11 protein-coding genes and 3 pseudogenes are annotated in these 14,994 nt (G+C 46.7%); 11 read left to right on the top strand and 3 right to left on the bottom strand.

What is annotated here, in order from left to right:
• Window positions 1-46: 46 nt before the first annotated feature.
• The 6 genes from lapB (at window position 47) to cysM (ending at window position 6,184) form a co-directional block, all read left to right on the top strand.
• Window positions 47-1,258 carry a lipopolysaccharide assembly protein LapB gene (gene lapB, locus DXE33_RS05345; protein WP_114639730.1) on the top strand — a complete coding sequence of 404 codons (1,212 nt, stop codon included), beginning with the start codon at window positions 47-49 and terminating at the stop codon, window positions 1,256-1,258.
• A gap of 35 nt (window positions 1,259-1,293) precedes the next feature.
• Complete coding sequence (locus DXE33_RS05340) at window positions 1,294-2,658, top strand: UDP-glucose dehydrogenase family protein (RefSeq protein ID WP_114638993.1); 1,365 nt, start codon at window positions 1,294-1,296, stop codon at window positions 2,656-2,658.
• A 10-nt stretch (window positions 2,659-2,668) separates the two neighbouring features.
• Window positions 2,669-3,598 (top strand): D-glycero-beta-D-manno-heptose-7-phosphate kinase, encoded by a 930-nt coding sequence (gene rfaE1, locus DXE33_RS05335; protein ID WP_114638992.1) that lies wholly within the window; start codon window positions 2,669-2,671, stop codon window positions 3,596-3,598.
• A complete protein-coding gene (rfaD, locus tag DXE33_RS05330) occupies window positions 3,595-4,614 on the top strand; it encodes an ADP-glyceromanno-heptose 6-epimerase (RefSeq protein WP_114638991.1) in 1,020 nt (339 codons plus the stop codon). Before rfaE1 ends, rfaD begins: the two co-directional genes overlap by 4 nt.
• A 194-nt stretch (window positions 4,615-4,808) precedes the next feature.
• Window positions 4,809-5,231: a ComEA family DNA-binding protein gene (locus DXE33_RS05325; RefSeq protein ID WP_114638990.1), complete on the top strand. Its 423-nt coding sequence runs from the start codon at window positions 4,809-4,811 to the stop codon at window positions 5,229-5,231.
• Window positions 5,232-5,272: 41 nt separating this feature from the next.
• Window positions 5,273-6,184, top strand: a complete 912-nt coding sequence (gene cysM, locus DXE33_RS05320; protein WP_114638989.1) for a cysteine synthase CysM — start codon at window positions 5,273-5,275, stop codon at window positions 6,182-6,184.
• A gap of 4 nt (window positions 6,185-6,188) precedes the next feature.
• Here the strand turns inward: cysM and DXE33_RS05315 are convergent, their stop codons facing one another.
• Complete coding sequence (locus DXE33_RS05315; protein WP_231970391.1) at window positions 6,189-7,481, bottom strand: lytic murein transglycosylase; 1,293 nt, start codon at window positions 7,479-7,481, stop codon at window positions 6,189-6,191.
• A gap of 50 nt (window positions 7,482-7,531) precedes the next feature.
• Here DXE33_RS05315 and DXE33_RS05310 point away from each other — a divergent pair.
• From DXE33_RS05310 to DXE33_RS05290, 5 genes and pseudogenes are all read left to right on the top strand, one after another.
• Window positions 7,532-8,451, top strand: a pseudogene (locus DXE33_RS05310) (histone deacetylase family protein).
• 54 nt (window positions 8,452-8,505) lie between these two features.
• A pseudogene (locus DXE33_RS05305) lies at window positions 8,506-10,157 on the top strand (acyl-CoA synthetase).
• 83 nt (window positions 10,158-10,240) lie between these two features.
• The gene (locus tag DXE33_RS05300; protein WP_114638988.1) at window positions 10,241-10,990 is read left to right on the top strand and encodes an electron transfer flavoprotein subunit beta/FixA family protein; all 750 of its coding nucleotides are present in this window, start codon (window positions 10,241-10,243) and stop codon (window positions 10,988-10,990) included.
• A complete protein-coding gene (locus tag DXE33_RS05295; RefSeq protein WP_114638987.1) occupies window positions 10,991-11,926 on the top strand; it encodes an electron transfer flavoprotein subunit alpha/FixB family protein in 936 nt (311 codons plus the stop codon).
• A gap of 34 nt (window positions 11,927-11,960) precedes the next feature.
• A pseudogene (locus DXE33_RS05290) lies at window positions 11,961-13,753 on the top strand (acyl-CoA dehydrogenase).
• Window positions 13,754-13,793: 40 nt separating this feature from the next.
• Here the strand turns inward: DXE33_RS05290 and DXE33_RS05285 are convergent.
• Both DXE33_RS05285 and DXE33_RS05280 read right to left on the bottom strand, forming a co-directional pair.
• On the bottom strand, window positions 13,794-14,243 hold the full coding sequence (locus DXE33_RS05285) for a hypothetical protein (protein ID WP_114638986.1): 450 nt from the start codon (window positions 14,241-14,243) through the stop codon (window positions 13,794-13,796).
• A 21-nt stretch (window positions 14,244-14,264) separates the two neighbouring features.
• Entirely contained in the window at window positions 14,265-14,738 is a 474-nt protein-coding gene (locus tag DXE33_RS05280) for an META domain-containing protein (RefSeq protein WP_231970390.1), read from the bottom strand.
• Between the last annotated feature and the right edge of the window lie 256 nt (window positions 14,739-14,994).

Genomic DNA, 14,994 nt, shown 5'->3' with positions numbered 1-14,994 from the left:
CTCAGTGGTCCGTTCGGGCCATTTTTTTATTAAGTTTCTGTACGCCATGATTCAGATTGCTACCTCATGGTTATTGCTTTTGCCAGTCATGTTTGGAATTGGCTGGATGGCATCACGCTGGGATTTGCGCCTTGAAAACCGTATGGATGAGCGTGAGCGTATGCGTCAACAGCGCTCAACCTTTAAAGGCTTAAGTCTTTTATTGAATGAGCAACCCGATCAAGCTATCGAGACTTTGGTCAAGATTGCACAGCTAGATCCAGAAACGATTGAGCTTCATTTCTCTTTGGGCAATTTATTTCGTCGTCGTGGTGAAGCCGAGCGAGCCATTCGTGTGCATCAGCATTTGGCAAATCGTGATGATTTGAAGCCGCGCGATCGTGACCATGCTGCGTATGAGTTGGGTCGAGATTTCCTGCGTGCGGGCTTGCTGGACCGTGCTGAGGCTTCATTAAATCGTGTGGGTAGTGGAAAGTATGCCGTTCCTGCCAAGGAAAGTCTTTTGGAGATGTACCAAATCGAGCGTGATTGGAAAAAAGCTATCATCGCTGCAAGCGAGCTCGAAAGTCTGCAAGGAAAATCTCATAGCACTGAAATTGCTCAGTTTCATTGTGAGCTAGGTCAAGATGCCCTGCGCCGTAAAGACTTGTCTGAGGCTGAGCAATCGATTGTTCGTGCGTTGCAGGCAGTTCCAAATCATGCCCGTGCCTTAATTTTGCAGGGTGACTATTGTATGGCGATGGAGCGTCCCAGCCAAGCAATCGAAGCGTGGAGCAAGATTGCTACTTCTCATCCCGCTTACATGCATCTATTGGCTGATCGTTGGATGGTCGCCCATACTGCGCTAGATAAAGCAACCGAGGGCTTAGATCAACTGCTGGCATTGCTCAAAACTCAAGCTTCGGGTGAGTTATTGGATATTGTCTATAAGCAAGTCATGCAGTTGCGCGGCCCACAAGCGGCTAATGTGATGCTGTCTGATGTGATGCAGTATTCACCTAGTTTAAGTGCACTCTCCAAGATGGCAGAAACCCGTCTCGCGTTAGAGCAAGGAGTTGCCAGCCCTGAAAGATTATTAGAGTTGCAATCGATCTTGAAGCTCTTGCGTCAACGCGCAACCAGCTTAGCTCGCTACACTTGCGGTAATTGTGGCTTTAGAGCTCGTAGATTCTATTGGCAGTGCCCTGGCTGTAATAATTGGGAGGCATACTCCCCACGACGCTCTGAGGGTGCTGCGCCTAGTGGACCATCAATGTAATACTATTTATAAATTAGACCTTATCAGGAGTTCGCTTGAAAGTTACGATTATTGGCAGTGGTTACGTAGGCTTGGTCACAGGTGCTTGTCTTGCTGAGCAGGGAAATAATGTTTTTTGTTTGGATTTAGATCCGAAAAAGATTGAAATTCTCAATTCTGGTGGTGTTCCAATTTATGAGCCTGGTCTCAAAGAGATGATCGAGCGCAATCGTGCTGCTGGTCGTTTGCAATTTTCTACCGATATTGCTGCTTCAGTTGCTCATGGTGATATTCAATTTATTGCGGTAGGCACCCCGCCTGATGAGGATGGATCTGCTGACTTGCAATATGTTGTAGCAGCCGCTCGTAATATTGGTCGTCACATGACTACACCTAAGGTGATAGTGGATAAGTCCACCGTTCCGGTCGGTACTGCAGACAAAGTGCAAGCAGCTATTACCGAAGAATTAGAAAAGCGTGGGCTTGAGCCTGAGTTGTGCTCAGTGGTGTCTAATCCTGAGTTCTTAAAAGAGGGGGCGGCAGTTGAGGACTTCATGCGTCCAGATCGAATTGTGATCGGTACCGAGGCTACTCCTGCTGGCTTGAGAGCAAAAGAACAAATGCGCAAGCTTTATGCTCCCTTCAATCGTAACCATGAGCGTACGTATTACATGGATGTGAAAAGCGCTGAGCTAACTAAGTATGCTGCTAATGCCATGTTAGCTACCCGCATCTCCTTTATGAATGAATTGGCGAATTTAGCTGATTTAGTGGGCGCTGATATTGAGTCGGTACGCCAAGGTATAGGTGCAGACTCTCGAATCGGCTTTGGCTTTTTATATCCAGGCACTGGATATGGGGGCTCATGCTTCCCTAAGGATGTGTCTGCTTTGTCTAAAACTGCTAAAGAGCATGGTCGTGAGCTCAAAATTTTAGATGCGGTTGAAGCCGTTAATGAAATTCAGAAATACATCTTGGTAGAAAAGATCGAACAGCGCTTTGGTAAAGATCTCTCAGGCATGAAGTTTGCCCTATGGGGTCTAGCATTCAAGCCTAATACAGACGATATGCGTGAGGCTCCTAGCCGCGTCATTATTGCTGAGTTAGTCAAGCGTGGTGCAACGATTGTGGCCTATGACCCAGTAGCGATGCCGGAAGCTCAGCACTGCTTAGAATTAGATTTTGCAGGTAATTCCGATAGCTTACAGAAAGTGTCTATGGTAGCCAATCCAATGAATGCTCTAAATGGTTGCGATGCGTTGGTAATTGCTACTGAGTGGAAGGTGTTTCACACGCCTGATTTTGATCAGGTGATGCAAAAACTCACTCGCCCTATCATCTTTGATGGCCGTAATCTCTATGAGCCGGCAACCATGAAAGAATTAGGCATTGAGTACTATGGTATTGGAAGACATAATTAAGAGTATCCATATGGAAAAAGCGAATCGAGAGCAGTTTTCTAAAACACGCCTACTGGTAGTGGGCGATGTGATGCTCGATCGCTATTGGTTTGGTGATACCAATCGCATCTCTCCTGAAGCGCCAGTTCCTGTAGTGCAAGTTGGAAAGATTGATGAACGCCTAGGCGGTGCCGCCAATGTGGCGCGGAACGTAGCCGCACTGGGCGCTCAAGCAACTATTCTGGGGATTGTTGGTAAAGATGAGCCTGGCCAACGCGTAATCGATCTTCTCAACTCTGGCGGAGTGGATAGTCAGTTGGAAGTTGATGTGGATGTTCCTACGATTGTGAAGTTGCGCGTCATTGCACGCCAGCAACAGTTAATACGATTAGATTTTGAAGAGACTCCAACAGCCAAAGCCTTGGCTCATAAGTTAGAACGTTTTGAAAGACTAATTGGGGCCGCAGATGTGGTGATTTTGTCTGATTACGGTAAAGGTGCATTAGGGCAGGTTGCTCACATGATTGAGCAGGCAAGAGCGCAAAACAAAATGATTTTGGTTGATCCCAAAGGTGAGGACTACGAGAAATATCGTGGCGCTACTGTATTGACCCCAAATCGTAGTGAACTGCGCCAAGTGGTTGGCCAGTGGACAAGCGAAGAAGATTTGACAAAAAAAGCGCAAGAACTCAGAAAATCATTAAATCTCCAGGCATTGCTCTTAACGCGCTCTGAAGAGGGGATGAGTTTATATACCAACTCTGGTGTCGGTCACGTAAAAGCGCAGGCCAGGGAAGTGTTTGATGTATCAGGAGCTGGCGATACTGTAATTGCAACCTTAGCGGTAGCGTTGGCCGCAAAGTGGCCATTAGAAATGGCAATGGCTCTGGCCAATCGTGCTGGTGGTATTGTGGTTGGTAAGCTGGGTACTGCGACCGTAACTTCAGAGGAATTACAGTGACTATTATCGTAACTGGCGCTGCAGGTTTTATTGGCGCAAATATCGTTCAAGCTCTCAACGCGCGTGGTGAGAAAAATATCATTGCCGTTGATGATTTGCGTCCTGCAGATAAATATCGCAATTTAGCTGATCTTGACATCATTGATTACTTGGATAAAGACGAGTTCCTTGAGGCATTTAGGGGTGGGCGACTTGGTAAGATAAAGGCGGTTTTCCATGAAGGTGCTTGCTCTGACACGATGGAAACCGATGGCATTTTCATGATGGCGAATAACTATCGCTACACCATGAGTTTGCTCGACATCTGTACTGCTCAAAAGGTACAACTCTTATATGCCTCATCTGCAGCCACCTATGGTGGATCTGATATCTTTGTTGAGAGTCGTGAATATGAGAAGCCGCTCAATATCTATGGTTACTCCAAGTTCCTCTTTGATCAGGTGATGCGAAAGCGTTTTGCAGAACATGCGAATACCGCTCAAGTGGTTGGCTTTCGTTACTTTAACGTCTATGGTCCACGCGAATCCCATAAGGGTCGTATGGCATCAGTCGCCTTCCATCAGTACCATCAATACAAAGCTAATGGGCACGTCAAACTGTTTGGCGAGTACGGCGGCTATGGTGCGGGCGAACAAAGTCGAGATTTTGTTTCTGTAGAAGACGTGGTTAAAGTAAACCTCTTCTTCCTTGATCACCCAGAAATCAGCGGCATTTTTAATTTGGGAACGGGTCGTGCACAGCCCTTCAATGATGTTGCACATGCGGTAGCCAATGCGATGCGTAAATTGGACAACGCTAAGCCAGCGAGCCTACAAGAGTTAGTAAAAGAAAAAGCAATCGAGTACATCCCATTTCCGGATGCGCTCAAAGGTAAGTATCAGTGCTTTACTCAAGCCGACCTTACCAAGTTGCGTGCTGCAGGCTATCAAGAACCCTTCCTTAACGTAGAGCAGGGCGTAAGTCGTTATATTGAGTGGCTAGAGACCAACTCGGGTTTCTTGGCTAACCCCCTTTAATTTGCTTTATAGGTTAGCCCCAAAATCATTCAACTAGTCTCATATAGGCTTTCAGTGAATAGCAAAGTTCCAGTCAGCATTTACTGATTTCTTGGCCTTACCCAAAATCTAGTCAACTCCATTCTTTTCTTTTCGTTGTTCATGATCCACGCGCACTTTGTGTTCGTGGATTTTTCTTGATCAATGGAGAGCTTATGAATCAAAATTTTGCAAATGTATTACCAGCAGTGAGAAAGTGGATTGTTGTAGGTGGCTTGGCTTTGGCTTCTCTAGGCCTTGCTAGCGCATCCCCTGTAAATGTGAATACTGCAACTCAATCTGAATTAGAGAGCATTAAGGGTATTGGTCCAGCTAAAGCCAAAACCATCATTGCCGAGAGATTAGATGGCGGTCACTTTCAAGATGCGAATGATCTACAAAAAAGAGTGCGCGGAATTGGTATGAAATCAGTTGAGAAAATGGTTGACAATGGTTTAACCATCGAGGCGCCAAGCGCTTTTCGAGAGCCCAATGGCTGCGCGAAAAAGGAGGGCGCATCCTCTGGTAGACGTGCTTCTCGTCATCAAGCTAGTCCTCGCAATCAACAGGAGTCTGCGCCAACACGCCGCCGAAATTAAACCCTTTAGGGTGTAGATTTGCTTGTGGCTAAAATGAGCCCATGAGCAAACCAAATTACCTCACCATTTCGCAGACCGTAGGCAATACTCCTTTGGTGCGTTTGCAACGCATTCCGGGTCTGGAAAACGAAAATCGCAACAATGTGATTTTGGGTAAATTAGAGGGTAATAATCCAGCCGGGTCGGTGAAAAACCGACCTGCGCTGTCGATGATCATGCACGCTCAAGAGCGAGGCGAAATCAAACCAGGCGATACCTTAATTGAAGCAACCAGTGGTAATACCGGTATTGCTTTAGCGATGACTGCCGCTATGCTAGGTTACAAAATGATTTTGGTTATGCCTGAAAACCAAAGTATTGAGCGTCGCCAAAGTATGGCAGCCTATGGCGCTGAATTAATTTTGACTGCAGCCTCAGGGGGCATGGAATTTGCTAGAGATTACGCATTGCAGTTGCAACGAGAGGGGCGAGGCAGATTATTGGACCAATTTGCTAATCCCGATAATCCAAGGGCCCATATCGAAACTACTGGCCCAGAAATTTGGCGAGATACCGATGGTCAAGTGACCCACTTTGTTTCTGCGATGGGCACTACTGGCACGATTACTGGCGTCTCGACTTATCTCAAGTCAATGAATCCTCAGATTCAGATTATTGGTGCTCAACCTGAAGAAGGCTCGCAGATTCCAGGCATTCGTAAATGGGCTCCGGAGTATTTGCCAAAAATTTACCAAGGCGACAGAGTTGATCGTATTGAGTACGTCAGCCAGGCAGATGCAGAGGATATGGCGCGCCGCTTGGCAGTTGAAGAGGGTATTTTCTGCGGAATATCAGCTGGTGGTGCGCTAGTGGTTGCATTGCGTATAGCCCGACAAGTTGAAAATGCCACGATTGTGTTTATCGTCTGCGATCGTGGTGACCGTTACTTATCTACAGACGTCTTTCCTGCCTAAGGCCTTACTGAGCTGCCTTGGAAGTAGCTTTCCCTTTTTTCTTTCCGCCACTCTTTTTGTTTTTAGGTGCATCGCTAGGAGATTTTGCTTTGTTGGTGTATTGAGTCGGAACGACGCTCTGATTTTTGTATCCCAGAGCTTCTGCAAACTCTGCAACACTTTGAGCATAAAAGTAGCTACGGTTGTACTGAACAATCGTTAGAAAATTATTCAAACCAACAAAGTATTGCGCCTGATCAGAGCCATCTTTATCTGGGTAGGGAAGATCAATAATCAATGCTTTGCTTTGTGGTTCCACACCGCCTTGTTGAAGATCTCCTTGTGGCGGCGTGAGAATGCCTTTCTCAATGAGCTCTGCTACGGTGTATTTCAGTTGAGGCTCACCATCGGCCAATTGTTTTGCGACAGGGATGCTGGAATAAGTTACTGGGAAGTAAATTGGCATGCCTACTTGCCAACCATGCTTTTTCATAAAGTTAGCTACGCTGGCAATGGCATCTTTGGGACTTTGTTTGAGATCAATTCGTCCATCACCATCACCATCTACCGCAAAGCTGCGGATGCTACTGGGCATAAACTGTGGCAATCCAATTGCGCCAGCATAAGAGCTATTTTGGTTGAGGCAAGCATTAAAGCGGATGGAATTTACCCCTTGGGCGCTGTTTTTGGCCGGTAAATTGCCACCTGCCTCTGTCCAACACATCAGGATGAGTTCTTGGAGTTGATCTTTAAATAACTGCTCCCTAGTCGCTTTATTGGGTGTCTCGGGGTAGCTAAAAGCAAGGGTTGAGAGCACATCTTTTACTCGGAAGTTACCGGTTTGACGTCCGTATATGGTTTCAATGCCAATAATGGCCACAATGACCTCAGCTGGCACCCCAGAATCTTGCTCAACCTGACTTAAAAAGGCTCGGTTTTCATCCCAAAAGACTCTCCCAGCTTTCAGGCGAACTGGTTCTACGAAGCGTTTTCGATAAACCAGCCAATTTTTCTTAAAAGTACCCGATGGGGGTAATACCAATTTCCGTATAGAGGGAATCGTTTTAGCATCTAAAAAGCCATTTTCTAGGGTCTGAAGCGGGATTTCTTGGGTTTGAGAGATCTGATTAAGGAAGGTGCTCAGATTTTGGCTGTAATGTGCCTCGGTGTCTGCATCGTCAGCTTGGTTTACGATGGGTTGTTGTGTGTTGTTTGGTTGGGTAGGGCTGCTAGAGCACGCACCCAGAGTGAGCGCTAGAAGAAGGTAGGTAATTGGAATATACCTGCGCGAGAGATTGGTTTGATAAGAATTAGGCACGTTTAATTAGATTATAAAAATTACAGTATTGCTATATAGGATTACAGCTAATGACAACAGGATACATAACCCATCCAGATTTTCTAAAACATGAGATGGGTAATCATCATCCCGAATGTCCGGAGCGCATCCAAGCGATTAACGATCAGATGATCCGCAGTGGTATTGATCGTTTTTTGCATCATTTAGATGCTCCACTGGCGAGCGAAGAACAACTTGAGTTGGTTCATAGTCCCGACCATATCGCTTTTGTTAAAGAGCAAGCTCCGCAGTCTGGTTACGTCATGTTAGATGGTGACACCATTATGAACCCTCACACTTGGCAAGCGTCATTGCGTGCTGCTGGAGCTGCCATTGCTGGTGTTGATGCTGTGATGAAGGGTGAGGTCGAGAATGTCTTTTGTGCAGTCAGGCCTCCCGGTCATCATGCTGAGCCTACGCGCTCAATGGGTTTTTGCTTGTTTGATAACGTGGCTATTGCCGCGCGTTATGCTATGGAAACCTATGGCATTGAGCGTGTCGCCATCATTGACTTTGATGTTCACCACGGCAATGGTACCGAGGCCGCTTTCTTCAACGATCCTAGTGTCTTGATGTGTAGTTTCTTTCAGCATCCTTTTTACCCCTACAGCGGTTTAGACCACGCCAACAATATGGTGAATGTCCCTTTGCCAGCAGCAACTCGTGGTGACGTGGTGCGTTCGATTGTGGATGAGAAATGGATGCCCGCATTGAATCATTTTGAGCCGCAACTCATCATAATTTCTGCAGGTTTTGATGCACATCGTGAGGACGACTTGGGGCAGATGGGCCTGGTGGAAGGCGATTACGTTTGGATTACTAAGCGCTTAAAAGAAGTCGCTCATCAATATGCAAATAATCGAATTGTGAGTTGCTTAGAGGGGGGTATAACCTTTCTGCGTTGGGTCGCAGTGTAGTCGCTCATGTCAAAGCATTGGCAGATATTTAACAAATAGAAGCAAAACAGAAACATTAGAAGAAACACTATTACCGAAGGTAGATGATGGAAAATATTTATGAAAAAGGTTTAGAGCGTAATTCTGCAAACTTCACTCCAATCACTCCACTGTTATTTTTAGAGCGATCTGCTCAGATCTATCCAAATAAGCTTGCAGTCATTCATGGAAAGCTTCGTCAAACTTGGGCGCAAACTACGAGCGCTGCCGTCGCCTAGCAAGCGCCTTGCAAAAGCATGGCATTGGCCTGGGCGATACGGTTGCTGTGATGTTGCCTAATACCCCGCCGATGGTGGAGGCGCACTTTGGTATTCCAATGGCTGGTGCAGTGTTAAATGCTCTCAACACCCGTCTAGACCCAGAGTCCATTGCCTTCATGCTCAATCATGGTGAAGCCAAAGTAGTCATTGTTGATCCTGAGTTTTCAGGGGTGATGAAAAAAGCTTTAGAGATTGCCAAAAAAGATTCGGGCCGTGAATTTCTGGTGATCGATGTTGAAGAAAATGAATTTGATGTTCCAGGCGAAAAGTTGGGCAAGCTTACGTACGAGCAATTATTGTCCGAGGGCGATCCGCAGTTTGCTTGGCAGGTGCCGGCAGATGAGTGGCAAGCCATTTGCTTGAACTACACCTCAGGCACTACTGGTAATCCAGAGGGTGTTGTGTATCACCATCGTGGCGCAGCTATTAATGCTGTATCCAATGTTCTTGACTGGGATATTAATAAACACCCGGTATATCTATGGACCTTGCCGATGTTCCATTGCAATGGCTGGTGCTTTCCATGGACGATTGCTGCCCGTGCTGGAGTGAATATTTGCTTACGCCGTGTGGATGCTCAACATATCTTTGCGGCCATCAAAGAGCATGGCGTGACTCACTACTGCGCCGCACCGATCGTCCATAACCTTTTAGTCAATGCCCCAGACGAGTTAAAGGTAGGCGTTCCAGCAGGTGTGAAGGGCTTGATTGCTGGTGCTGCGCCCCCTGCTTCTATTATTGAAGGTATGGAGAAATTGGGCTTTGATTTAACGCATGTCTATGGTTTGACTGAAGTCTATGGTCCTGCTGCGGTTTGTGTGAAGCAAGATGAGTGGAATGATGTGGATATCAGTGAACGCGCCCGTTTAAATGCACGCCAGGGTGTGCGTTATCACATGCAACAAGCTATCGCTGTATTAGATCCAGAAACAATGCAGCCTGTTCCTGCCGATGGAGAAACCATGGGTGAGATTATGTTCAAAGGCAATATTGCCATGAAAGGCTATCTCAAAAACGAGAAAGCCACTAAAGAGGCATTTGAAGGCGGCTGGTTTCATTCTGGTGATTTGGCAGCGATGAATCCTGACGGCTATGTCAAGATGAAAGATCGCAGTAAAGACATCATTATTTCTGGTGGAGAAAATATTTCCTCGGTTGAAGTGGAGGACGTTCTCTATCGCCACCCAGCAGTGATTGCGGCCGCAGTGGTGGCAAAGCCAGATCCGAAGTGGGGCGAAACCCCTTGCGCCTTCTTGGAAGTCAAACCCGGGGTTCCAGTCACTGCAGAAGAAATCATTGCCCATTGCAAGCAACACTTAGCTGGATTTAAGGTGCCTAGAGCGATTGTGTTTGGGGATCTACCAAAGACATCTACGGGAAAAATTCAGAAGTTTGAGTTGCGAAAGCAGGCGGGTTCAGCCACTGCTATTGATGTCTAGACTGGCAACGAGGGCGGTAAAATAATTATTTCCGAGTTTTTAGTAAAAATCATTTTTGTAGCGTTTTAGGATTGTGAACCCAGATGAAGATCTTAGTTGCGGTAAAGCGTGTTGTTGATTACAACGTCAAGGTGCGCGTGAAGTCAGATAACTCAGGCGTGGATATTGCTAACGTCAAAATGAGCATGAATCCTTTTGATGAGATTGCTGTTGAAGAGGCGGTGCGTCTTAAAGAAGCTGGTGTGGCAACCGAAGTAGTCGTTGTGACTGCTGGCGTTACTCAGTGCCAAGAGACCTTACGCACTGCCTTGGCCATTGGCGCTGACCGCGCAATTTTGGTAGAGACTGATGCTGAGTTGCAACCCTTAGCAGTGGCGAAGATTCTGAAGTCACTCTCAGAAAAAGAACAAGCGCAAATCATCATTCTGGGTAAGCAAGCAATCGATGACGATAGCAATCAAACTGGTCAGATGTTGGCAAGTCTCATGGATATCCCCCAAGCAACCTTTGCCTCAAAGGTTGTGATTGCAGATGGCAAAGCAACTGTCACTCGCGAGGTCGATGGTGGCCTTGAGACAATTGCTCTCACATTGCCAGCAGTGATCACTACTGACTTACGTTTGAACGAGCCGCGCTACGTGACTTTACCGAACATCATGAGGGCTAAAAAGAAAGCAATCGATATTGTGAAGCCCGAAGATTTAGGTGTCGATATTGCACCGCGTCTCAGGACTCTTAAAGTAGAAGAGCCGCCCAAGCGTAGCGCAGGCGTCATGGTTGCTGATGTGGCAACCCTTGTAGAAAAACTCAAAAATGAAGCGAAGGTGATTTAAATGGCCGCACTTGTTATTGCTGAACACGACAATCAAGCCCTCAAGGCAGCTACATTCAATGCGGTTGCTGCTGCTCTGCAGTGCTCCCCTGAAGTCGATGTTTTGGTTGCTGGTTCTGCTGCTGATGCAGCCGCTGCCTCTGCAGCGCAAATCGCGGGTGTCCGTAAAGTCATTCAAATGGATGCTAGTAATTTGGGCGATCAATTGGCTGAGCCTTTAGCTGCCCAGATACTATCGATTGCAAATCACTACAGCCACATCTTAGCTCCAGCTACAGCCTCTGGTAAGAACGTCTTGCCGCGCGTTGCTGCTAAGTTAGATGTTGCTCAGTTATCTGACATCACCAAGGTGGTTGCACCAGATACTTTTGAGCGTCCGATTTATGCGGGTAATGCCATTGCAACAGTACAAAGTGTAGACCCTATAAAAGTAATCACTGTGCGCACCACCGGTTTTGATGCTGTGCCTGCTGCTGGCGGTTCTGCGGCGGTTGAAAAAGTAGCTGCAGCCGATTGTGCTGGTAAATCTTCCTTTGTAGGTCGAGAGCTCACCAAGTCTGATCGTCCAGAATTGACTGCTGCCAAGATCATCGTCTCTGGTGGCCGTGGTTTGGGTTCCGGCGAAAAGTATCAAGAGCTCGTTGTTCCCTTGGCCGACAAACTTGGCGCCGCTTTAGGCGCATCACGTGCAGCGGTTGATGCTGGCTATGTGCCGAATGACTATCAGGTCGGGCAAACCGGCAAAATTGTTGCCCCACAGTTGTATGTGGCGGTTGGCATCTCAGGCGCGATTCAGCACCTAGCCGGTATGAAGGACTCCAAGGTCATCGTCGCAATTAATAAAGACCCAGAGGCGCCGATCTTTGGTGTAGCTGACTACGGTCTAGTTGCAGACCTATTTACTGCAGTACCTGAATTAACCAAGGCGCTCTCATAATCGCTTTCATCCAATTGAATTTAGAGGAGTTGTAATGCCATACCTAGCCCCTGTGAAAGATATGTTGTTCGCAATGAATGAGTTAGCGGGGCTAGCGGATGTGGTGGCATATCCCTCTTATGCGCAGGCTGGTGCTGATGTCGATTTGGCCCCAGCGATTTTGGAGGAGTCGGCTAAATTCAATCAAGATGTGATTGCACCCCTCAATTGGCCAAGTGATCAAAAGCCAAGCTCATTGCAAGATGGAGTGGTTACGACATCACCAGGTTTTAAAGAGGCGTTTGAGCAGTTTGCGGCTGCAGGCTGGCAAGGCGTCATTCATCCTGCAGAATTTGGTGGTCAAGGGCTACCCAAGTTAATTGCGACTGCCTGCTTTGAGATGGTTCACTCTGCAAGTCTGTCATTTGCTTTGTGCCCCATGCTCACTGATGGCGCTATTGAGGCTTTGCTCACGGCTGCGAGTCCTGAGCTACAAGAGCAATTTGTTCCCAATATGATCTCTGGCGAATGGACCGGCTCCATGTGTTTAACCGAGCCCCAAGCTGGTTCTGATTTATCAATGGTGCGATCTAAAGCGGTGCCTGAAGGTAATGGCACTTACAAAATATTTGGTACCAAGATCTACATCATCTATAGTGAGCATGATATGGCCAAAAATATTGTGCATTTAGTCTTGGCTAGAACCCCAGATGCGCCTGAAGGTGTTAAAGGGATTTCTTTATTTGTAGTGCCTAAGTTTTTAGTCAATGCTGATGGTTCTTTGGGGGAGCGCAATGACGTTCACTGCGTATCAATTGAACATAAACTCGGTATTAAGGCAAGCCCAACAGCAGTGCTGCAATTTGGTGATCATGGTGGGGCGATTGGCTATTTGGTTGGCGAAGAGAACCGTGGTCTCGAGTATATGTTCGTCATGATGAACGCTGCTCGTTTCGCGGTGGGTATGCAAGGCATTGCAGTTGCAGAACGAGCTTATCAAAAGGCGGTGCAGTATGCCAAAGATCGTATTCAAAGCCGAGACTTAGCGGGTTCTGCTGGCCCGGTTGCGATTATTCATCAGCCAGATGTGAAGCGTATGTTGATGACAATGCGCGCCTATGTAGAGGCTTCTCGTGCCTTGGCTTATTACGCTGCTGCTGCCTATGATACGCAACATGCTGCGCCTGATGAAGCGGCATGCAAAGCCAATCAAGCGATTTATGAGTTCTTGGTGCCTATCGTCAAAGGCTTTTCAACAGAGATGTCGATTGAGGTTGCCAGCTTGGGTTTGCAAGTTCATGGTGGCATGGGCTTCATTGAAGAAACTGGCGCTGCACAACACTATCGCGATGCTCGCATCTTGACGATTTACGAAGGTACTACTGCTATTCAGGCAAATGATCTTGTGGGTAGAAAAACAGTCCGCGATGGTGGGGTAACTGCAAAAGTGCTTTCTCAAAAAATTGCTGATGTCGAAAAAGAGTTGGCCGCTAGCGGTAGCGCTGATGCGAAAGCAGTCCTCAAACAATTGAGTGCTGGGCGTGCCGCCTTTGATCAAGCGGTTGCTTATATTCTTACTAACGCCAAAACAGATATCAAAGCGGTCTGTCTATGCGGGAAGCTTTGCTTATTTGCGTTTATCGGGTTTAGTACTCGGTGGCTGGCAAATGGCTCGTGCCGTATTGGCTGCAGAGCGTTTGCGTGACAGTGATCCTGTTTTTTTACAATACTAAGATTGCTACAGCACGCTTCTTTGCGGAAAACCTTTTGCCGCAAGCTGGGGCTCTAGCAACCTCTATTGTTGAGGGCGGTCACTCCACTAATGCTTTAGAGGCAGAGTGTTTCTAGGCTAAAATAAATCAGTTCAAGTAATCGAGAAAGCTATCCGCTATTCCTGGGATAGCTTTCTTGCTTCTTTGAGTTGGGAAATAAAAAATTGCTCAAATGAGATGGCTAAAAAAGTCATCATCACACCCGCACCTAAGACCAGCGAAAAAATCACCGTCAATACAACTAGCCAGCCCGACTGTGTGCGTTGCTCGGCAGGGATTCCAGGATTAAATTGCGCATCCCATTTTTCATCTGCTCGTAAGCCAAAGGTAATAGTGGTGAGCCAACTCGCTTCTAATGCAATAAAGCCAAAAGTGAGAAGAACCCAACCCGGCGCTGAATGAAAGTGAGTATCTTTGAGTAAGCCCCAACCGATGATGCCGCCAATTAATGCGAATAATTGTGACCATGACCAAAAAGATTTGATGCCCTGCAAGTAAAAGCAGTTTAATCCGCTGCCAGGAAAAAATAAGCCGAGCGCGCAAAATAGGAGTTTGGATTTTTTCATGAGCCTCAAGTATTTTTTAGTTTATTTATTTGCAGTGGGGCGCTGTACAAAACTTAATACTTCGCGATCTGTGCCAATCATTAATAGTTGATCGCCATTGCGAACAATACTGCGGTAATCATTGAGCTCATACAGAAAATCATTTTCCAACTCCATGCGTTGTGGATTACAAGCCACCTTGGTGCTCGCGATCTTGCTAAGACTAAAACCGCGAGAATCCTCGTCTAGTTCTGCAGTAAAGCGATTGCACCCAGTAAAGCCGCTGACCCGTTGGCCGTTTGCATCAAAGGTGATTTGAATGGGTTTGCTTGCCTCTCCCACAGGGATTTGACGGGTTCGTACTTCGCCATTCACGTTGGGGGGTAAATTCCAGCGCGTTAGTTCCCATTTGGTATTACGCAACTCGCTGCTTGGAGGGCTGATTTTTGCTCCACACGGTGGAATGACGTTAGCGCAGCCATAAAGAAAGCTCAGTCCAAAGCAAGAAATCCCCAAAAAAAGACTCTTTAAATGCTTCTGAGTGCAGTGAAAAGAGGATTTTTTTGCTGTCATATTTATCTAAGTATCTGTTTTATATGAATTATTTATAAAATTCAGAATTCTATTCTACTGGCATAGGAGCTTAAAGAGGTGGAAGAAGTAAGGGTTTTCGTCTAGAATATGAGGTTTTCCGCTTTACCTCGCATTTCATAGGTGAACTGGGGCCCAAGATTTTTTGTAGAAATTTCATTGGGTTGTAATCAACCTGTTT

The organism is Polynucleobacter necessarius, assembly GCF_900096765.1.
Taxonomy (GTDB): domain Bacteria; phylum Pseudomonadota; class Gammaproteobacteria; order Burkholderiales; family Burkholderiaceae; genus Polynucleobacter; species Polynucleobacter necessarius_F.
This window is presented reverse-complemented; position numbering and strand designations above follow the sequence as displayed.